The following is a 21269-nucleotide window of genomic DNA, read 5'->3' as shown; positions in this document are numbered from 1 at the left end:
TTTGGATGTGCGGTTCATTTTATGCTATTACACGTTGCGCAACTGCTTAGGCTCACGCAAAATCAAATGTCCTAAAACTGCAATCACCAGAAAAATTGCGGCTACACTACAAACGCCGCCCCAACCATAGTGGCTCCAGGCAAATGTACTAAAGAAAGTCCCTAGCGCACCGCCTAAAAAATAACTAAACATAAAAATTGAATTATTACGACTGCTAGCTTTACGATTCAACGACTGCACGATTGCCTGATTAGAAACTTGACTGAATTGCGTCCCTAGATCCAGCAAAACGATCCCCACCATCAAGCCAATAAAAAAGTGGCCTAAGACTGCAAAAACAAGAAAAGCAACCGTTGAAAAGACAATCCCTAAACTAATTGTTAACCGTGGCGAATAACGATCAACTAACTGACCAATGATCGAAGCAAATAATACCCCTGTAATTCCCAGTAAACCTAATAATCCAGCAACATCACTGCCCATATGATACTGGGCCGCCAGGTAAAAAGCTAACGTTGACCACAAGACATTAGAAACGCCAAACAAACAAAAGCCATTGATCGCAGCACTTTGCAGATAGCGTTGTTGCCGCAATAATGTGGGTAACGACCCTAAAACCTTTAAATACTGTAAGTTAGGCTGTTGCCGGGAGTCGCGGGGTAAATAACGATGCAGGACCACTAGTAAAATGACGCCAGCCGCAGCTGCGAACAAATAAACAAATTGCCAGCGCATAACACTGCCTAACAAACCGCTAACTGAGCGCGATAATAAAATCCCCGTTAGCAACCCACTTAGCACATTGCCCAACACTTTACCTTGATGCAAAGCCGGTGCTAAAGAAGCTGCATAAGGGATGATAATTTGTGGCGCGACTGAAGTAACACCTACTAGCAACGACGCAATACCAAAAACAACGATTGATGGCGACCAGAAAGCTACTAATAAAACAATGATCGATAAAACCAGCATTGCTTGGATCAAATGATAACGATTAAACAAATCGCCTAGTGGTACGATCAACAATAAACCAAACGCGTAACCTAATTGCGTCAACATCGCAACTATCCCCACGGTTGCTTTCGAAACATGGAAACTAGCTGCGATCAACCCCTCAATTGGCTGAATATAATTGAGATTCGCCACAATAACACCAGCAGCAATTGCCATTAATAGAACTGTTTTACCAGACAATGTTTTTTCTGAATTCAAATCAATACCTTCTCTGCAATCAAAATTTTTAACTCACTAAAATTCCGATCATACCGAAAAGGGGTTTTCAATGCGCATAATTAACCAATGAAATAATCGCTTGCTCAACACGACGCTACAACCTCCATTTTAAAAAACTGTCGCTAAATCGTTCTGCTTAGCTGGCATAATTTAGCAACAATGCTTAGTATAACTCAAAAACAGATTGCACTACAATATTAGTACAGCAATAGTTTCATGAAAATCACGATAATAATAATTCAAATCCACCACGCCGCACCTAACGTTTTGGCTGATTTAAATTGCACAATCTTTTCGCTTGCCAAATAAATCAGTTGCCGCTATGCTAATGATGAAAAATTAGCATAGGAGGTCACCGCAATGACAGTGAGCAAAAGCAATGCAAAAGTTGGTATGATCGTCACCGTTAAAGCCACCGAAGATATGCAAGCCCCATTTAAAGGTCGCATCGAAAAAGTCTACGAAAACGCCGCTTTACTGACGATCACCGATTATGATGCCCGTGATGAACTAAACGTTAAAGCCTTACATGATAAAATCGTCGTGAGTTTGAAACAATTGAAAAAAGTGAGTTAAAAAAGAAAATCGACAGTACAGCGAAATTATTCGTTGTACTGCCGATTTTTACTTTTTCTGTATCGTTTGCCGGTAACTGATCCAAGCAGCAAACAGACCAATGATCGCCAAAACAGCGATCAACCAGTAGTCCGTTAAGGCGCCTTGGGCTGTGCTAATGCGCAAATTAATGTGCTGCAACTGATAGACTCCGATGATTGCAGCAAAAATATTGGTACCTAACGAACCCGCGTATTGCTGCGTCATGTTGAAAGTAGCGTTGATATCCGCCTTTTGTTTTGGTTGGACTTGTACGCTGGCATGACTGATCGTATTGCCAAACGCTAAGTTGAAGCCTAACCGCAACAGGAAGTAAAAACCGATCAATAATGCGACGGTCAACTGCTGATCATAAATAATAAATAGTGCTGCACCAATCAGAAAAATGACGTGACCAACTACGATCGGTAATGGCGTCTGCAATCGATCCATCCAGCGACCAGCAAGTGGCGCCACCACCACACCTAATAGTGCGCCAGGCAATAAGATCATCCCGGCAACAAAGGCATTTTGACCAAGAATATATTGCGCCACCTGCGGAATGACAAACGACAAGCCAATATTGATGAATTGCAATAAAAAGTAGCCTAATAAATGCCAACTAACGATGGTATTTTTAAAAATTGAGAAATCCACTAAATGACGGCTAGAATGGCGATTATAAACGTAAAAGCCAACCATCAAAAGTACACTGATCAGTAGTAAGCCCCAGAAATTCCAGCTAAGAAAACCAACCTTAGCGGCCCGGTTAAAAGTATAATCAACCAAAAACAAAATTAAAGCCAACAAGCCAAAACCCCAGAAATCAAAGCGATCTTCCTTGGCAAAGGGTTGGAGCTTGAGATTAAAAATACCAAGAAAAAAGACGATTACGATCAACGGTAACAATAGCCAAAAAATTATCCGCCACGACCAAGTCGCCGTTAACAAACCACCATATGTCGGCCCTAACGCCGGTCCCAATGCAATCAGCATTGCCGCCATTCCGTTATAAGTGGCTAAGCGCCGTGGTGGTACCGACGTCAAAATAATGTGGAACATCAACGGAATCGATAACCCTGTAGAAAAAGCTTGAATCAAGCGTCCCAACAAAATAATTGGAAAACTTGGTGCCACCGCACTAAGTAAATCACCCAGTGTGAAGCACGTGATCGCAATCAAAAATAGCATTTTGACCGGATAGCGTTTGATCAAATGTGCCGAAGCAATCATCGTCAATGTTGTTAACAGCAAATAACCAGTCGTCAGCCACTGGATCGTGGCTAAATTAACCTGCATTTGCTTAGTCAATGTCGCAAAGGTCACATTTAATGACGTTTCAACTAAAGTACCCATAAAACTCAATAAACCCGTAGCGATAATACTTAAAACTGTCGCCCGGGAAAGACGCTGCTGCATTTGTCATCCCAGCTTTCAAAATAATTAATAATCCGTTAAAGCCTAACAGAAATATTTTAAAATAAAAAAAGTCACACTCATTCCAAGTGTGACGTCACTAACTTAAAACAAAACTCATTCACTTTAATGTAACTATTATAAAACTAAATCAATTCATCTTCAACTGGCCCAGCAGTCTTAGCGGGCATTTTCTTAGGCAAGACTTGATTCAAGAGGATTGCTAACAAGGCACTCACGGCAATTGGTGAACTCAACAAATATTGAATCAGCTGGGGTGCTTCCTTCGTTAGTTGGCTGGGGATCAAAATCAACGCCAGCGTCATAATAATCGGAATACCTAAGATGTACAGATCACGTTCAGCAAACTCTTGCTGCCGAATCACCTGCAAGCCACTTAACATAATGGTTGAACAAATAATTGCAAAAACCCCACCAATAACTGCTGCAGGAATTGCGGCTAAGAAAGCCGCTAATTTACCGATAAAGCTAAAACCGATAAACCAAATCCCCGCCGCAATAAAGGCTTTTTTACTGGCAACACCAGTGATCGAAACCACGCCGGCATTCGTCGAATAACCAGTTACCGGTGTGGCTCCAGCTAAAGCAGCAATCAAGCAACTGATCCCTTCACCGATAATACCGCGATTCCATTGCTTATCGGACATTGGTTTATGCAACACGGCACTCATGGCAAACCAAGTACCAGAAGTTTCCGTCAATAGTACCGCATAGATCACGACCATGGTTAAAATGGCTGACAATGAGAAATGAAAACCATAATTAGTGACCGCAAAATGTGGCCAGCTAAACCACTGGGCATCGATCACCGTTTTAAACGAAAAGCGGCCCATTGCCGCCGCAATCAGCGACCCACCAAGTAAGGCAATGATGATCGAACTCACTTTAAAAACACGTTCTAACCGCGGAAACCGCAGGCTGATTGCCACACATAAAACCAAAATAGCGGCGGTAAGTACGCCAAGCAAAACGTTTTGATTCAAGTTACCGCTAGCTTGAAAAATATTATCGTTTAGTGCTGAGGGAATCAGTGACAGACCGACTACGGTAATGATCGTACCCCCGACCAATGACGGCACTAATTTACGAATGATTTTTTGGAAAAAACCAGTTAAGCCGAATAGGATCACTAAAACAGCGCCAACTAATAACGAACCAAACACTGTTGCTAAGCCGTTACGACCACCACCATTAGCTAAGTAGATTCCAGCAATTGCCCCAATTGGCACAAATGATGGTCCTTGTGTCATCGGCATCTTCATGAAAAACTTTGTTTGTAAAATTGTTCCGATTCCGGCCGCAAAAAAAGTTGCTTGAATTAGACCCATTTTAGCATCCATACTCATTGCCAATAAACCAGCAATGATGAATGGTGGTACGTATACATCCATTGCCAACACATGCTGCAACCCTAATAATGCTGCAGTATGATTCTTCAATGGTTCATCAGGTCCGACAATTAAATTTTTTTCGCTTGCCAAAATAATTCCCTCCATTGTTCGTTTTCTACGCTATTAGAGCCTATAAAAAGTTTTATTATTCGTTTATCATCGGTAATAAGCGAATAAATAGGTTGAAAACAGTATATGACTATAGTTAGGAATATTCAAGAACAAATTTGCACTTAATGTTCGGTTATAGTATCAATTCTTTGCGCAACTAGTGCTTATTTAGTACACTTTTCTGAAAAATCTTGATTGATCGATTTACCAACCATTAATTGTTGCTGTCACCCCATAATCGGCCAGTATTGTCTGATAATGTAATAAATCGTCGCTTTGCAATTGACTAACATTCTTTAGAGCATAATCACGTTGGAGATCATGGTATTTTTTTAACCCAAATTGATGAAATGGCAATAATTCTACAGCAGTCACACCGATATGCTGAAACAGCTCACCAAATTTATGTGCATCGGCTGCTGTATAGTTGAAATGTGGAATAACCGGAATGCGTACCGTTAAAGGTTGCCGCGCGGCAAGTGCCGTCTGTAAGTTTTTGAGGATCAACTCATTACCGCCACCAGTACCGCGTCGATGTTGCTCGCTATTCCAATGTTTGCAATCAAAATACATAAAATCCATTTGCTGCATAAATTCTTGAAATACGGCTGGGGCCGCATAACCAGTTGTCTCGCAGATCACACTGATCCCCGCTGCATGGATTGCTTTAGCCAACTCAATGGCAAACGGCGCCTGAAACAAAACTTCACCACCAGAAAAAGTAACCCCACCACCAGATTCAGCATAAAAATCGCGATCCTGTAAGATCACTGCCATAATCTCAGCCACCGTTTTGTATTCGCCAATCATGGTTGGTGCTTGCTTTTGTTCATCATACATGGACTCCGGCTTTCCAGATTGTGACTCTGGATTAGCACACCATTGACAACGTAGCGGACAACCTTTAAAAAAGATAACCGTGCGAATACCTGGACCATCATTTAAGCTAAACTTTTGGATATTAAAAATTAAACCTTTACTAGGAGCAGCCTTTTGTGTTGTTTTCATCATTACGCACCTCCGTTTTCGCTTATATCATAGCATCAAAATATTCTAACGTAAATATTTATATTTCTTACGAAACTTTTTTAAATGCAAATTTATGCTAAAATAAAGTGAATAAGTTTTGATCAGGAGGTCAATATGTCAAAACGCAGTGAACAATTATTGGAGCTCGTTAACCAGAATAAAAAAATTGAAGTTAATCGTTTAGCCGAGTTATTACAAGTTTCTAAAGTCACAATTCGCAAAGATTTGACTGATTTAGAACAACGTGGGTTATTACGTCGCCGCCACGGTTACGCTATTATTAACAATCCGAATAATTTAAGCTTCCGTCTAGCCCAAAACTACGATACTAAAATCAAGATTGCGCGTACCGCCGCTGCACAGGTCGCCGAAAATGAAACGATCATGATCGAGTCTGGCTCAACCTGTGCTTTATTAGCTGAGCAATTAGGGCAACAAAAAAAACACGTCACCATCATTACCAACTCCTATTTCATTGCCAACTTTGTTGAAAAATTCGATAGTATTGAAACGATTTTACTCGGTGGCAAATACCAGCCTAGCGCCGAAGTCGTTGTTGGACCACTAGCTAAAATGTTACTGCCCAATTTTCACGTTAAACAATTATTCATCGGCACCGATGGTTTTGCCGCTGACACCGGCTTTTTCGGCAATGATTTAATGCGCGCTGAGATCGTTCAAGCTATGGCCCAACAAGCTGATCGAACGATTATTCTAACCGATTCTAGTAAGTTCAAAACGTTAGGCGTCGTTAAACAATTGCCACTTTCCGCAATTGCTGCAGTCATCACAGACCCACAAATTCCCACTGCTACCGTTAACTTACTTAAACAACAAAAAATTAAATTACACCTGGTTTAATTTAAAACACGCTAAGGCCGCTTCCAGATTTTTTTCAGGTTTGGTGATTAAGCGTACAAAGATAAAATTAGTTGGGTGCCGGTGCGTAACCGATAATTTCGATAATTTAAAATTGAATCGTATCTACCAGCAAAAACACTGATGAAAAGTGAATCATTTTTCATCGGTGTTTTTTGTATTATAACTAAAGTCGCTACTACGCAAAAAAATAATTTTAAATTCAACTGTAGGCCTGATGGAGTAACATCTAGCGTATTCCGTGGCTTTTTAGCCAGTCTTGAGAGTGAATCCTGCTCACACGCCACTCTTTTTTATTTTGCATTTTAATTATAATCATGTTATTTTTGTTTCGTTAGAAGATATTTAAGCTTCGTTCGATAGGAGAAACTAAAATGCAAGTTGCTGAAAAAACAGTTGAAAGACACTTTGGTCGCTTAAGTCCGCGGATGGCCCGCTACCGGGAAACGATCCTTGATGCTAAGCCCTACGTTGATGCAGAACGCGCTATTCTCACCACCCAAGCCTACAAAGCACATCAGCATGAACAAGTCGATGTTTTACGCGCAGAAACACTAGTCAATATTTTAGAACACATGTCGATCTATATTGAACCTGATACTTTACTAGCCGGCAACCAAGCACGGCAAAATCGCTGGGCACCGATTTATCCTGAATATTCAATGAATTGGGTGATCGCTGAACTAGATCAGTTTGAAAAACGGCCCGGCGATGTTTTTTACATCACTGAGGAAACCAAGCAACAATTACGTGAAATTGCGCCCTTCTGGCAAAACAACACGCTTGAAGATCGTGGTTACGCAGCCTTTCCACCAGAAAGTCGCTTATTCTACGATTTAGGGATCATCGGTGCAGACGGCAACATCACTTCCGGTGATGGCCACATCGCCGTCGATTACAAGAACGTCATCAATAAAGGGCTAGAATGGTATGAACAGCGTGTTAAAACCGCAATGGCGCAGCTAGAATTGACGGACATCAACGATCAGAAAAAGCTTTACTTCTATCAAGCCAGTTTAAAAGTGATCACTGCTGTCAAAGATTTTGCTCAACGATATGCTACTTTGGCTCGGCAACAGGCACAAAAAATTACCGATACTAAACGTAAAAATGAACGACTTAAATTAGCACAGATTTTAGAGAAAGTTCCTTACGAACCTGCAACGACTTTTTACGAAGCAATACAATCAGTTTGGCTCGTTCACTTAGTACTACAGATTGAGTCAAATGGTCATTCCGTTTCCTATGGTCGTTTGGATCAATACCTGTATCCTTTTTATCAGCACGATATTGAAAGCGGCATCATTACTGCTGACCAAGCAACTGAATTATTGACCAATCTCTGTCTAAAAACGCTGACCATCAATAAAATTCGTTCCTGGGCGCACACTGAGTTTTCCGCCGGTAGCCCACTTTATCAAAATATCACGATTGGTGGTCAAACACCGGACGGAAAAGATGCCGTCAATCCACTTTCTTACTTAATTTTGCGGGCAATCGCACAAGCACATTTACCACAGCCTAATTTGACCGTACGGTATCATAAAGGGCTTAGCGATAAATTTATGCTTGAATGTGTTGCAGTGATCAAACAAGGCCTAGGCATGCCTGCCTTTAACAATGACGAAATCATCATTCCTTCATTCATCCGTCGTGGCGTCAAGAAAGAAGATGCCTATAACTATAGCGCGATTGGTTGTGTTGAAACGGCGGTTCCTGGCAAATGGGGTTATCGTTGCACCGGTATGAGCTTCATTAATTTCCCACGGACGCTATTGATCGTCATGAATAATGGCGTTGATCCAGAATCCGGTAAACGCGTATTACCTGGCTATGGTAACTTTACAGCTATGCAAAGTTATGCCGAGCTCACCGCTGCCTGGAACAAATCATTACGCGAGATCACTCGTCAAAGCGTCATCATTGAAAATAGTTGCGATCTCGCTTTAGAGCAAGGCTATCCTGATATCCTGTGTTCAACGTTGACTGATGATTGTATTGGTCGTGGTAAAACAATCAAGGAAGGCGGCGCTGTTTACGACTTTATCAGTGGTTTACAAGTTGGGATTGCTAACTTAGCGGACTCCCTAGCTGCAATCAAGAAACTAGTTTTCGATGAACACAAAATCACCCCAACTGAATTATGGACCGCATTGCAAAATGATTTTGCTGGCACTGAAGGTGCACGAATTCAACAAATGTTGCTCAATGACGCACCAAAATATGGTAATGACGATGACTACGTTGATAATTTGATTGTTGCTGCTTACCAACCTTATATCGATGAAATTGCTAAATACAAAAATACGCGCTATGGACGCGGTCCAATTGGTGGTCTGCGCTACGCCGGCACCTCATCGATCTCCGCTAACGTTGGTCAAGGCCACAGCACCTTAGCCACACCTGATGGCCGCAACGCCCGGACACCTTTAGCTGAAGGTTGCTCACCCGAACACGCAATGGATATTGACGGCCCCACTGCTGTTCTCAAATCAGTTTCAAAATTATCAACCGGTGATATCACTGGCGGTGTACTATTAAATCAAAAAATGTCGCCACAAATCTTACGTAGCAAAGAAAGTTGCTTAAAGCTGATCGCACTATTGCGGACCTTCTTTAATCGACTACACGGCTACCATGTTCAATACAACATCGTGTCTCGAGATACTTTGATTGCCGCTCAGAAAAAGCCAGCCGATTACCGCGACTTGATTGTTCGTGTCGCTGGTTATTCCGCCTTTTTCGTTGGCTTATCTAAAGAAACCCAAGACGATATTATCGCTCGGACTGAACAACCATTATAGAGAAAGAAGCTGTTACTATGGAATTTCTGCTTGATACCATTCATTTAGCTGATATTGAAAGATACACCAAGTGCCTGCCGATAGCGGGGGTAACCTCTAACCCAACGATCGTTAAGAAAGAAGGCAAAATTGACTTTTTCCCACATATGCGAAAAATCCGCCAACTTATCGGACCAAAGGCCACGCTACATGTTCAAGTTGTTGGTCAAACACCTGAAGCAATGTTGGCCGATGCGCACACCATTTTAAAAAACATCGATGAATCCGTCTACATTAAAGTGCCAACTACCGAACTTGGTTTACAGGTCATTAAACAATTAAAGGCTGAAGGCCACCATGTGACTGCCACTGCAATCTACACTAAATTCCAAGGCTACTTGGCAATTGCCGCTGGCGCTGATTATATTGCCCCCTATTACAATCGGATGGAAAATATGAATTTAGATGCCGCTACTGCTGTAGCTGAATTTGCCAAACTAATTCAACAAAACAATGCTAATACTAAAATTTTAGCAGCTAGTTTTCACAATATCGGTCAAGTCAACACCGCATTCGAAAATGGTGCACAGGCAGCCACAATGGGCGTCGATATTATTCAAGCTGCGTTGCAAATGCCTGCTATTGATCAAGCCGTTAAAGCTTTCACCAGTGATTGGGAAAGCATTTATGGGCCACAACAAACTATTCATGATCTATAACTATAAAAAAGACGACCAGCGGCAGAAATACCGCGGTCGCCTTTTTCATTCAAAGTTGTTTTAGTCTTATTTTAAATTAAACTAACGCTTGTACACGCCGTTCGATCTCATCACGCACCTGACGAAAAACGGTTAAAATTTCCGCTTCACTGCCTTGCACCTGTGCTGGATCAGGTAGCGGCCAATGTTGCTTTTTAACTGTCGGTGGCGTAACGGGACAACGATCGCGCGCATCACCACATAAGGTGACCACTAAATCGCTGCTGTTCAAATAGTCAATATCGATCAGTTTGGAATGATATTGGCTGATGTCGATCCCTTTTTCAGCCATCACTTGCACTGCGCGCGGATTGAGCCCATGAGTTTCGATCCCGGCGCTAGCGATTCGCCACTGCTGACCAAAATATTGTCGGGCAAAACCTTCCGCCATTTGACTGCGACAAGAATTGCCGGTACAGAGAAAATAAATTTGCGGCATAGCACTCAACTCCTTTTTGCTTTCATTATGCTATATTGGAAAAGAAAGCTCAATGAAAGGATGACAAAAATGACTTTACAAACAGAACTAATGCAACGTCTAGACGCTGCTGAAGATGAAATGATCACAATTCGGCGTCATTTGCACGCGCACCCAGAACTATCATTTCATGAAAAAGAAACCGCAGCTTATATTAAACAATTTTATCAGGGCCTTGACTGTCAGGTAAGTGATTGCGGTGATGGCTATGGTATCGTCGTTGATATTGCTGGGGGTTATCCAGGCCCAAAACTCGCTTTGCGCGCAGATTTTGACGCCTTGGCGGTTCAAGAAGCTAATCAGTTACCATTTAAATCACAAAACCCCGGCGTCATGCACGCTTGCGGACACGATGCCCATACAGCTTATTTAATGGTACTAGCCAAAAATTTAATTGCACTGAAGGCACAACTACATGGCTCATTACGCATTTTACATCAGCCAGCTGAAGAAGTGTCGCCCGGTGGCGCTAAAGGCATGATTGCTGCTGGCTGCTTGAGTGATGTCACTAATGTGATCGGCCTCCACGTGATGACTTCCATGCCCACCGGCACGATCGGTTACCATTTAGGTGAAAGTCAAACCGGCCGTTCTAACTTCACAGTTAAGTTTACCGGTAAAGGTGGTCACGCCTCAATGCCGCAATTAGCTAATGATGCAATCGTTGCTGGCAGTTACTTCGTCACCGCGCTACAAACGATCGTTGCGCGGCGGATCAATCCCTTCGATACTGCTAGCGTTACGATTGGCTCATTTGATGGCGCCGGCAGTTTCAACGCAATCAAAGAAAGTATCACCATCAAGGGTGACGTGCGCGTGATGCAAGAAAGTACGCGCCAACTAGTTCGGGCACAAGTGGGACAAATCATTCACGGCGTTGAAGCGATGTTTGGCGTGACCGCGCAACTCGACTATGACGACAACTACCCCGTCTTAGTCAACGAGCCAAAATTGACCCAGCATGTTGTCAGCGTTCTTGAGCAAGCTAATTTACCGGAGATCAGCACCGTTACCGATTACGGCCCGCAAGACCCTTCAGAGGACTTCGCTTATTATGCACAACAAGTCCCGAGCTGCTTTTTCTACGTCGGTTGCATGCCAGATGATCACGCCAATCATCCCCATCACAGCCCTGACTTCCTACTCAATGAAAAGAGCCTGCTGATTGCGGCCAAGGCAGCCGGTACGGTGGCACTAGATTATTTATCCGCCTAATTAATTACGGCCAGGCTAGAAAAGCGTTCATACTATGAACGCTTTTTTGATCTACTCTGGTTTGATACCAGCGCTTTAGCTGTGTTATTACAGCAATAATGCTATGATAGAGCTACAATTAGTCACTCATCGTTTAACCAAGGAGGCGCACTTTATGCCTAATAAACCAACGAGCTGGTTTAACCGACTTTTTCTGAATAACAAAGCAACGATTTACTTATTAAATATTTTACTCGGTTTACTCGTCATTTGGATCGCCAGCAAACTCACTTGGATACTAGAGCCGGTGGGGCAATTTCTAGCCATTGTTGCCCCGCCGATCATTGTCGCTGGTGTTCTGTACTATTTACTCGTTCCCCTCGTCAACTTATTGGAACGTCATTGGCACGTTAACCGTTCATTGACGATCGGCGTTTTATTCATCGTATTAGTTATTTTGATCAGTCTCGGCATGCGGCGATTTATTCCTGCCGTTCAGCAGCAGATCAGTAGTTTTGCCAGTGCCGCACCCCAATACTGGCGTGAGCTGACTAAAATCGTAACTAATATTGCCGATGAACAACACTGGCCCGATTTTATCGACATGAATCAAATTGGTAAAGATCTAACTGCTTTCTTCGGTGGCAAAAGCGGTAACTTAGTCGATGGTACTTTCTCCCAACTCGGCTCAATTCTCAGCACTGTCGGCAACGTTGTGATCACTATCGCAACGGCACCCTTTTTGCTATTTTTTATGTTGAAAGATGGCCCTAATTTTCCTAAGTACATCGCTAAATTATTACCGGAACGCTACCAAGCAACTTTATTGGATTTACTCAATGAGATCAGTACCAAAGTTGGCCAATACATTCAAGGCCAATTGACAGTTGCCTTTTTCGTCTCGATCATTTTTATGATCGGCTACAGCGTGATTGGGTTAAGATTTGCGCTGGTGCTTGGTTTATTAGCGGGACCATTGAATTTAATCCCTTATTTGGGTTCAACACTGGCGATGATTCCCGCCTTAATTTTAGGTGCGTTGACCTCATTACAAATGTTTATCGCCGTCATCGTCGTTTTTTTCATCGAATGGTTACTAGAAACACAAGTGATCTCACCACTAGTCATGGGCAGCAATATGGCGATGCACCCAGTGACAATCGCAATCGTTTTATTAACAGCCGGAAAATTATTTGGCTTAGTCGGCGTTATTCTAGGGATTCCCGGCTATGCGGTGCTAAAGATCATCATCAGTCGCTTGTTCAATTGGTATCGTAAGCGCTCAAGCTGGTATCATCCACACACTGACGACGAAGCTTAGTGTATCTTAAAAAAGTTGCAACTTAAATTAGTGCTTTTTCAGCCTTGCGCTAGAATGGGAAGTCAATGAGAATTTGCCTATATTTTGCTAAATCTACTCAGAATTTGTACATGAATTACCCTTCTGCTGTATAATTTGGTAATGTGATTACGTGTTAGCTAGGAAACCTGCCTTTGGGCTGTTAATACGTAGCCGTCCACTTTATTATATAAACAATTGGGGGCATTATTTATGGGACTGCGCGAACGCAAAAAAGCGCTCAAGCGTCAAGAGATCGTTACCGTCGCGATGGATCTATTCGATCAGAAGGGCTTCGATAAAGTAACTGTTGCCGAGATCGCCAAGCAAGCCGGTATCGCACCAAAAACGCTATTTACCTACTTCAAAAGTAAAGATGACATTATGTTTCATAACGAAACCATTCTGCTTAGCGGAATTCGTCATTTAATTCAGCAACAAACATCGATCGCAAATCTGTGGCCGGCCTTTCACCAATTCACTGAAGAATTGCCAACTGATGAGGCCACTCAAGGTGCGCTAGAAGCGATGCGCCAATTAATGGCCAACGTTATTCGCAATCCAGAGCTAGGCAATCGCCGCTTACAAATGTGGGCCACTTATGAAACGCAGATCCAAGCGGCCTTGATCGAGCAACGTCTAACTGATTCGTTAACGGCACAAGTGTTAGCCCATCAAATGATCTTAGTCTTGCAGATCATGTTCGCCGAAGAAGTTCCCGACGATTTCTGGCAGGCGCGCGTCACCCGAATTTTCAACGCCACCAGTCAAGTGGCTAGCTTGACCAATGAAGTCGATATGACACTCTAGCAGCCTAAAGCAATTGTAATTTAGACGCAAATTGCAATAGTAAGTTAGCCAGTGCCGATAAAGCACACAGACGAAAGGGCTCATGGGAGTTCCAGGTGGATCAGGATTAGGCGGCTCGGCCTTTGCGCGCACGTGCTAATTCCTTTCGAAATACTTCAGCTGGTGTACAGAACTTAAGTAAGCGGCGCGGGAGATGGTTGAGCCGAGATTCAGCTTGACGGACCAGACTGGGTGTAGCTAGATCGAGTGATTGCCCCTTAGGAAAGTAACGTCTGAGTATACGATTGTGGACCTCATTAGTGGCGCGTTCGGCCGAGCTATAAGGGTGGGCATAATAAGTCTCGGCAACACCCTCAAGCGCAGCCGTTAGCGTGGTGAACTCTGTTCCGTTATCCGCCGTAACTGTCCGCATAACGTCACCGAATTCAGCCGTAATATTTTGCATGGCATAAGCCACAGATTCAGCGTCTTTACCCTCGATCAAGCGGACAATCTCATAGCGCGTTTTACGTTCGGTAAACGTTAATAGGACACTCTCGCTACCAGCACGTTTGCCAATGACAGTATCGATCTCAAAATGACCAAACTCGTGGCGCGTTTCTACTCGCTTTGGCCGTTCTTCAATACTACGACCGAGTAGGCGCTGATGTTGGTGCGAGTGGTGTTGGGTCGTCCGGCGTTTTGTTTTTTCCAGCAGATCAAGGTTACGGATCTCCAATAGTTGCGCATCGATATAGTTGTACAAAGTCTTCGTACAGACCATTTTGGCCGGCTTAAATAACCGGTGCTTACGGGCATAACCAACAGCAGCGTCCGGCGACCAGCCCTCATGGCAGAACTTATCATCAAAGTAGGCTAAGAAGGCCGTCACTTGGCTAAATTTTAATGGACGTCCACAGTTTTGCCGCTTTATTTCATAGCGATTCTGAGCGGCTTCAGGGCTGTAAATTTCAAAGTAGTGTTTCTGATTATTAACGCGTTTAACTTGCGTGACTCGACCACGCTTGAGCTCATTATTGACGGTCTGGTGGCAGACGCCTAATCGAATCGCTATTTGCCGTGCTGAGCATCCTTCAATGTGCCAAGCGGCGATTTGACCGCGTTCGATTTCCGATAAATGGTGACCTTTTGGGCGTGGTGTGATAGACTGTTCTTGCATCAAGACGAAAACTTCTTTCATTGTTTGTTGTAGGAACTTCAATGATACCTGAATTTTTCGTCTTGGTGTCTTTTTTTTACCATTTTGGCTTGGTGGCTAACTTAATTATAAAACGCGCGATTGTAATTTAGAGAGACCATGCCATAATAAATTATGGTCCCAAATTGCAAGAACAAATTAGCCACACGATAAATCCTATTAAATCAGTATTTTCATTAATATTCATATTTTATGGACTTAACTTAACCGGCGGAAGCAGCGGAGAAAAGCTCTTTGGGTGTTTGATAGCCAGTTTGCCGGCGCGGTAAATTGTTTAGCTTTGACTCAACTGCTTGGATATCATGAGGACCCAAAATATCCATGGATAGACCCTTGGGTACATCGCGGCGGATCATTCGATTATGCGCTTCGTTAGTCCCACGCTCAGAGGAACGATATGGATGGGCATAATAAAGGTCAGCGACACCGGTAAGTACAGCGCCAACTTCCGAGAACTCAGCGCCATTATCGGCAGTAACTGACTTCATGATTGATCCGTATTCTTGACAGATCTTGGCCAGCTCATAGTTGACTGAATCGGCATCACGACCATCGATCAAACGTAGAATTTGGCAGCGGGATTGACGCTCGATCAGCGTTAAGATCACACTCTCTTGACCGTTGCGCTTGCCCACCACGGTGTCCAATTCGAAATGGCCGAACTCTTGGCGCTGGTCGATACTTTTAGGCCGTTCATCAATACTCCGTCCGGCCAGACGCTTGTGCTTGATCGAGTGATGATGTTTAGCACGGTGGCGCGTTTTTTCGAGTAGATCAAGATTACGGACTTCAAGTAACTGGGCATCAATATAGTGGTATAGCGTCTTGGTCGAGACCATCTCCTCAGGTTGATATAAGCCTTCAAGTTGGGCCCGTCCTACTGCTGCATCAGGCGACCAACCATCTTGACGCAAATGAGTCGTAAAATAGTCGATAAAATCAGCGACACCGACGAGTTTCAAAGGTCGATGACAGTGGGCTCGATTAGCTTCGTACTTAGCTTGTGCTGTTTCTGGTGAGTATACAGCGTAATATTGGCGTTGACCATTCACTTTTTTTACTTGGTCGATCTCGCCGCGGCACAATTCATTATTGATTGTTTGATGACAAACATTAAGCGCTCTGGCAATTGCACGATTGGAATAGCCTTGGCTGTGCAGCGTAGCAATTCTGCCTCGTTCAAACGAAGTTAGGTGCTGACCTTTTTTTCTGACTGTGGTATTCTGTTCTTGCATCAAGACAATAACCTCTTTCATTGTTTGTGTAGGAACATCAATGATAACAGAGATTTGTCTGGGTGTTTTTTATTTTATCAATTAGCTAAAAGTATTTGGCTAACTTGATTATAAAACGCGCGGGCTAACTTGATTATAAAACGCGCGAGTTTTTTTCACATTCTAAAAGCAGAAGTTTATGATCAAAAACAGTTCGATACCTTGGCGGAATTAACCCAAGCCGTAGCGAACTGGATTCAATATTATAATTTCACGAGAATCAAAACAAAACTGGGTGGTAAGAGCCCGGTTAAATACCGTGTTCTTACCACCCAGAAAGTTGCTTAAAGTTTCGTCCAATATTTGGGGTTCACTTCATCAGTGCTTTTTTGTTGGTGGCTACTATTCAATTTTAAGTTTACAAACCGTCAAGGCTGTGGTTCATACCTACTTATACTAGACAAATAATCAATATCCAACCACTACTAGGTAGCATTGTGCCACCGCTGATAGCGAGCTTAGGTGAAAAACCGCTAGGTTCAAATCGCCATGTACCAGACTAGAGTCCATATCTACTTAACCAATTGTTTCCACAAAATCATTTAGTCAGACTTTGACCAAAACCGTGACTTAACTTATACTTCAGTTATGCGAAAAAGAGACGAAAAAAAATACACCCAAATCATTGATAGTGTCACCGAATTAATTTTGGAAGTCGGACTAAGTGGCGTTACCATCGCCAAAATTGCGACCAAAGCTAACTTATATCCATCAACTATTTATATTTATTTCGCCGATAAAGAAGATCTGCTCCGGCAGGTTTTTCGGTATCAACGCCACAATTTACAACAATATTTAGGCGAAAAGATCGGCTTAGTGTCAACGCCACAGCAACAAGTGCAAATCTACATGCGTGCGCTTTACCAATTTGCCCAAGATCAACCACGTCAACTAGCCACCTTGCAGCAATTTCTTGATTCACCATTACTTGATCAGTTGGCGATTCCACCGGTGGAACAAAATCTAATTTTTCCCGAACTACAGGCCGTGATCGAACAAGGCCAGGCAGCTGGTATTTTCCGCCCAATACCAGCCACACTAGCAATTTTATTGATCAATGGCGATGTGTTACAATACGCGCATGCGGTGCGCAAGCAACTGGTTGATCCCGTGGTTCAGCCCTTGGAGCAACTGCTGGAACTGACTGCAGCTTGGTTAAATAAAGCTAAATAGTTAGCCGGAAAGCTGCATCCCTTGCGTTAGCATGGTACAATTTTAGGTATACCTTATGCAGTAGCGGTGAGATAAGCGCACCAGTAAAATTTTCTGCGCTATTTTTGTTATTTTAACCCGCTATCAGCACGAAAATGGCTTAAGAAACGACCATTAAAAGTGAAATAGAGGAGCTTTTTCATGAGTAAACAAGATAAACCAACTAGCCGAGTTGCGCGCCATGCTGAAAAGCGAACGCGTACTCAGCGCAACACTACGAAACCAACTAATGCGCAGCCACGTAGTTCAAAACCGATCAGCACCGTTAACACACCCCACCAATCCTTTATCACGCGCCACCGTTGGTCTTTGATCGCAATCGTTGTACTGATCGTTGCCTTCGGCGTTTATGCTGAGTTCTCTAGTATCGCCAATGATAATCAAACAGCACAACCGACAACAACGGCAGTATCTTCCAGTGAATCTAGTAGTACAACTGCCCGCTCCAGCAAAGCAAAAAGTAGTACCGCGAAAAAAAGTAGTAGCACAACCGATGAGGCCAGCACCGCTAGCAATAGTGAAGCAGACAGTAATTCGTCTAGCGACACTGATAGTAGTGAATCCAGCAGTTCAGCAGCAGCCGGTGATGGACAAACATTCTCATCAACTAGTGAGGCCGTTGCTTGGGGTCGTGCCAACGCTTCTTCCTGGATGGCTGAAGGCTACAGCAACTTTAACGTTATTCCTAATGGCAATGGCGGTTATACAATTGAATACACTAAATAAGTGGTTGACCGCTTATTTTTTTAGATAATAAATTGTACACAATTATAATTTGTGTTATGATAAGGCTATCAAAATAATCAATGAGGTGAATTAGATGAACGTAACAATGCACGGTGATCCTTTAACAACTGTTGGTGAAGCACCAGAAGTCGGCGCACAATTACCTGATTTTAAATTACACAATAACGCGGGCCAAACGTTGACGACCGCTGATTTTAAAGGTCAGACGACTTTGATCAGTGTGATCCCTAACATTAATACCAGTGTCTGCAGTGTCCAAACCAAACACTTCAATGCTGATGCGGATAAGGTTCCAAATATTCGCTTCGTGACTATTTCTACGAACACAACCGCTGAGCAAGCCGATTGGTGTGCTGCTGAAGGCGTCACTAAAATGGAAATGCTCTCAGATATTGATGAAGAATTTGGCCGCGCAATGGGCGTTTTTGTTCCCGAAGCAGGCATCAATACGCGTTCAATCTTCATCGTTGATGCTGACGGTAAGATCCGCTACCGTGAACTGATCCATGAACAAACTAATGAACCTGACTACAGTGCTGCACTCGATTTCTTAGCAACATTGTAAGCAATTAAAATGAGACGATAACCTTAATCGGCTACCGTCTCATTTTTTAATACGTATTTTCAGTGTAATAAACCGTGTCTAACCCGAATGTGTTATATAGCTGACTATTTTTACCATCGAAAGTTGGGTTCAGCGCGTTTAAGCGGGTTTCTTCATTGTCGATCTGCTTAGCTGGCAGTTGTAATTCGCGCCGCAATGCATTCGATGTTTTAGTCAATGCCGCCGTCGTTGCGATCTGATATGAACTACCGTTGATCCACGCATCGCTACCTTGTAATTGTTTGGAAGAAATATTGGTCGCGTTTTGCCAATACTTTAGCCCACCGGTCACAATATACTTAAAGGGAACGTCGGTACGCACATTAGGCTCCAAGGCTTTCATCAACTTTTGGTAACGCGACAAGCCATTGGTAGAGATCAGTTTCTTCGTGACGGCACGGATCACAGCTTGTTGCCGCAATTGGCGACCATAATCACCTTTGGGGTCATCGTAACGCATCCGCGCGTAAGTCAGCGTCTCTTTACCGTTTAAATGATGGGTGCCCTTTTTGATCGTAATATTATTGAAGGTAAAGGTTAGATCGCTGGTAACGGTGACACCGCCGACCGCATTGACCATTGTTTCCAGGCCGCCCATATTCATAGTCAAATAATAATCGATCGGAATGCCGACCAGCTTACTGATCGACGCCTTAGCCATTTTCGAACCACCTAAATTATAGGCGGCATTTAATTTCTGCATATTGCGCTTGTTGTCGCCAACCATTTCAGCCAGTGTGTCCCGCGGAATACTGTGCAAAATCGTCTTGTGGGTCTGCGGATTAACGGTCGCCACCATCAGCGTATCGGAATTACCTTTATCGATCCGTCCGTCCGCGCCAGTATCAACACCTAGGATCAGCACCGAAAACGGGCGGCCTTTTTTGATCGCTGTGGACGGTGTTTGCCCATTAGTGGCATACATTTTATTAAAACTAGTCTCGGTCACATGATAGATATGGTAAACAAAAATACCACCACTAATTAAAATGATCGCCACCAGCGCTAGAATGGTCCAACGCACCCAATGGCGCTTCTTCCGTCCACTTCGTTGCATGAAAATACCGTCTTTCTTTCAGAATTACTCATTACAGCCTACCACAATTCAACCGTCAAACTCAAATCAAGGTCGGCGGTTACGAAAATAACGACCTAAACCAACGCTTAACAACATTAATCCACCGGCCGCCACCAACCAAAATAAATCACTATTGCGCAACAGCCAATAACCACCACTGACCAAAACAACGATATAAATGAGCACACTGCTTAAACGCATTTATTCACCACTTTTATGGTTCTGCAAATAACCCATTTGGTGTAATTGTTCCCGAATGGCTTTCATTGATTCAGCTGATGCCCGTTGGTGTGCGGCGTCTGGTTGAACCGTTTTAGGTGCCGCCGTTGCTTTAGGTGCCGGCTTGGCTGTCATGGTCGCTGCCACTGGATGCAGTTGCGTCGGTGTCAATTGATCCATCGTTCGATTAAGCGCGGCATCAACGAATACATTGCCGGCATTCGTCGCATGACCTTTCGTCCAACGATAATCGATCTGTCTAAACTCACGTAAAAGTTGCGCCAACTGCTGCCATAGTTCTTTGTTAGCCAGTGGTTGCCCGCCGCTACGTTGCCAACCACGCCGCTGCCAACCGGCTAACCAATTTTTCGTGATCGCGTTAAGCACGTAGCGCGAATCCGCGATCACCACCACTGGTAAATCAGTTCCCCACGTAGCTTTGATTTTCCGCAACGCTTCGACTAATGCAGTGATCTCCATTTTATTGTTAGTTGCGCCAAATTCACCGGCAGAGTCGCTGACTTGTTGGCCTTGGTATTCGATCAGGTAAGCCCAGGCGGCCTTGTCGCCGCTTTTAACGTGACCACCTTGAACATTACCGGTGTTCCGTGAACCGCCGTCTGTGTAGACCTGAAGTACATTTGCTGGCAACGGTGTATTGGCCGCCGCTGCGGTTGGCTTTTTTTGTGCTGCTTTAGCGGCAGTTGCGCCACCCTTTAGCCAAGCCTGTGCGGCTGCCTTATCAGTAAAGCCTTTATAGCGTGCGCCCGGGAAGCCTTCAACTAATTGCTTGGCTTCTGCCCACGTGGTATTAAAAACGCCGGTTTGCCGTCCCTTAGCGATCGCGTAATATTTTTTAGTTGCCATGGCATATAACCCTCCTCGTTAAGGTTGCTGATCA

20 protein-coding genes and 1 pseudogene are annotated in these 21269 nt (G+C 43.6%); 11 read left to right on the top strand and 10 right to left on the bottom strand.

The window, feature by feature from the left end; all coding sequences use genetic code 11:
- Window positions 1-27: 27 nt before the first annotated feature.
- Entirely contained in the window at window positions 28-1212 is a 1185-nt protein-coding gene (locus LC20001_RS02290) for an MFS transporter (RefSeq protein ID WP_004562524.1), read from the bottom strand.
- 381 nt (window positions 1213-1593) lie between these two features.
- Between LC20001_RS02290 and LC20001_RS02285 the strand changes: the two genes are divergently transcribed.
- Window positions 1594-1809 carry a DUF2187 domain-containing protein gene (locus LC20001_RS02285; RefSeq protein ID WP_010011561.1) on the top strand — a complete coding sequence of 72 codons (216 nt, stop codon included), beginning with the start codon at window positions 1594-1596 and terminating at the stop codon, window positions 1807-1809.
- 48 nt (window positions 1810-1857) lie between these two features.
- Here the strand turns inward: LC20001_RS02285 and LC20001_RS02280 are convergent, their stop codons facing one another.
- From LC20001_RS02280 to LC20001_RS02270, 3 genes are all read right to left on the bottom strand, one after another.
- Complete coding sequence (locus tag LC20001_RS02280; protein ID WP_056943268.1) at window positions 1858-3246, bottom strand: MFS transporter; 1389 nt, start codon at window positions 3244-3246, stop codon at window positions 1858-1860.
- Between the two features lie 143 nt (window positions 3247-3389).
- The gene (locus LC20001_RS02275; protein ID WP_010011556.1) at window positions 3390-4745 is read right to left on the bottom strand and encodes a uracil-xanthine permease family protein; all 1356 of its coding nucleotides are present in this window, start codon (window positions 4743-4745) and stop codon (window positions 3390-3392) included.
- Between the two features lie 225 nt (window positions 4746-4970).
- Window positions 4971-5774 (bottom strand): glycyl-radical enzyme activating protein, encoded by an 804-nt coding sequence (locus tag LC20001_RS02270; RefSeq protein ID WP_010011555.1) that lies wholly within the window; start codon window positions 5772-5774, stop codon window positions 4971-4973.
- 135 nt (window positions 5775-5909) lie between these two features.
- Here LC20001_RS02270 and LC20001_RS02265 point away from each other — a divergent pair, with 135 nt between their 5' ends.
- The 3 genes from LC20001_RS02265 to LC20001_RS02255 all read left to right on the top strand — a co-directional run bounded on the left by LC20001_RS02265 (window position 5910) and on the right by LC20001_RS02255 (window position 10176).
- The gene (locus LC20001_RS02265) at window positions 5910-6656 is read left to right on the top strand and encodes a DeoR/GlpR family DNA-binding transcription regulator (protein ID WP_010011554.1); all 747 of its coding nucleotides are present in this window, start codon (window positions 5910-5912) and stop codon (window positions 6654-6656) included.
- Window positions 6657-7048: 392 nt separating this feature from the next.
- A complete protein-coding gene (locus tag LC20001_RS02260) occupies window positions 7049-9478 on the top strand; it encodes a glycyl radical protein (protein WP_010011553.1) in 2430 nt (809 codons plus the stop codon).
- Between the two features lie 17 nt (window positions 9479-9495).
- Window positions 9496-10176 carry a fructose-6-phosphate aldolase gene (locus LC20001_RS02255; protein WP_010011550.1) on the top strand — a complete coding sequence of 227 codons (681 nt, stop codon included), beginning with the start codon at window positions 9496-9498 and terminating at the stop codon, window positions 10174-10176.
- Window positions 10177-10252: 76 nt separating this feature from the next.
- Here the strand turns inward: LC20001_RS02255 and arsC are convergent, their stop codons facing one another.
- Window positions 10253-10654 (bottom strand): arsenate reductase (thioredoxin), encoded by a 402-nt coding sequence (gene arsC, locus LC20001_RS02250; protein ID WP_010011549.1) that lies wholly within the window; start codon window positions 10652-10654, stop codon window positions 10253-10255.
- A 69-nt stretch (window positions 10655-10723) separates the two neighbouring features.
- On the opposite strand from arsC, the gene LC20001_RS02245 reads away from it, so the two are divergent.
- From LC20001_RS02245 to LC20001_RS02235, 3 genes are all read left to right on the top strand, one after another.
- Window positions 10724-11908, top strand: coding sequence for an amidohydrolase (locus tag LC20001_RS02245; protein ID WP_010011548.1), 1185 nt, complete (start codon window positions 10724-10726; stop codon window positions 11906-11908).
- 154 nt (window positions 11909-12062) lie between these two features.
- Window positions 12063-13208, top strand: a complete 1146-nt coding sequence (locus LC20001_RS02240) for an AI-2E family transporter (RefSeq protein WP_010011547.1) — start codon at window positions 12063-12065, stop codon at window positions 13206-13208.
- Window positions 13209-13439: 231 nt separating this feature from the next.
- On the top strand, window positions 13440-14036 hold the full coding sequence (locus LC20001_RS02235) for a TetR/AcrR family transcriptional regulator (protein ID WP_010011545.1): 597 nt from the start codon (window positions 13440-13442) through the stop codon (window positions 14034-14036).
- 106 nt (window positions 14037-14142) lie between these two features.
- Here LC20001_RS02235 and LC20001_RS02230 read toward each other — a convergent pair whose 3' ends face one another.
- Together LC20001_RS02230 and LC20001_RS02225 are read right to left on the bottom strand one after the other, a co-directional pair.
- The gene (locus LC20001_RS02230; RefSeq protein WP_029507734.1) at window positions 14143-15216 is read right to left on the bottom strand and encodes an IS30 family transposase; all 1074 of its coding nucleotides are present in this window, start codon (window positions 15214-15216) and stop codon (window positions 14143-14145) included.
- A gap of 221 nt (window positions 15217-15437) precedes the next feature.
- A complete protein-coding gene (locus tag LC20001_RS02225; protein ID WP_169925059.1) occupies window positions 15438-16469 on the bottom strand; it encodes an IS30 family transposase in 1032 nt (343 codons plus the stop codon).
- A 147-nt stretch (window positions 16470-16616) separates the two neighbouring features.
- Here LC20001_RS02225 and LC20001_RS02220 point away from each other — a divergent pair.
- The 4 genes and pseudogenes from LC20001_RS02220 to tpx form a co-directional block, all read left to right on the top strand.
- Window positions 16617-16796, top strand: a pseudogene (locus LC20001_RS02220) (IS3 family transposase); the annotation flags it as partial.
- A gap of 300 nt (window positions 16797-17096) precedes the next feature.
- Entirely contained in the window at window positions 17097-17681 is a 585-nt protein-coding gene (locus LC20001_RS02215; RefSeq protein WP_010011543.1) for a TetR/AcrR family transcriptional regulator, read from the top strand.
- Window positions 17682-17861: 180 nt separating this feature from the next.
- Entirely contained in the window at window positions 17862-18446 is a 585-nt protein-coding gene (locus LC20001_RS02210) for a hypothetical protein (RefSeq protein WP_010011541.1), read from the top strand.
- Window positions 18447-18540: 94 nt separating this feature from the next.
- Complete coding sequence (gene tpx / locus LC20001_RS02205) at window positions 18541-19032, top strand: thiol peroxidase (protein ID WP_010011540.1); 492 nt, start codon at window positions 18541-18543, stop codon at window positions 19030-19032.
- Between the two features lie 46 nt (window positions 19033-19078).
- Here the strand turns inward: tpx and LC20001_RS02200 are convergent, their stop codons facing one another.
- The 3 genes from LC20001_RS02200 to LC20001_RS02195 form a co-directional block, all read right to left on the bottom strand.
- The gene (locus LC20001_RS02200) at window positions 19079-20128 is read right to left on the bottom strand and encodes an LCP family glycopolymer transferase (protein ID WP_010011539.1); all 1050 of its coding nucleotides are present in this window, start codon (window positions 20126-20128) and stop codon (window positions 19079-19081) included.
- Between the two features lie 66 nt (window positions 20129-20194).
- Window positions 20195-20350 carry a hypothetical protein gene (locus tag LC20001_RS14365; protein ID WP_010011538.1) on the bottom strand — a complete coding sequence of 52 codons (156 nt, stop codon included), beginning with the start codon at window positions 20348-20350 and terminating at the stop codon, window positions 20195-20197.
- Complete coding sequence (locus LC20001_RS02195; RefSeq protein WP_010011537.1) at window positions 20351-21235, bottom strand: ribonuclease H family protein; 885 nt, start codon at window positions 21233-21235, stop codon at window positions 20351-20353.
- Window positions 21236-21269: the final 34 nt, after the last annotated feature.

Source organism: Loigolactobacillus coryniformis subsp. coryniformis KCTC 3167 = DSM 20001, assembly GCF_002706425.1.
Taxonomy (GTDB): Bacteria; Bacillota; Bacilli; order Lactobacillales; family Lactobacillaceae; genus Loigolactobacillus; species Loigolactobacillus coryniformis.
The sequence above is the reverse complement of the archived record's forward strand: the minus strand, read 5'-3'. Positions and strand labels throughout refer to the sequence as shown.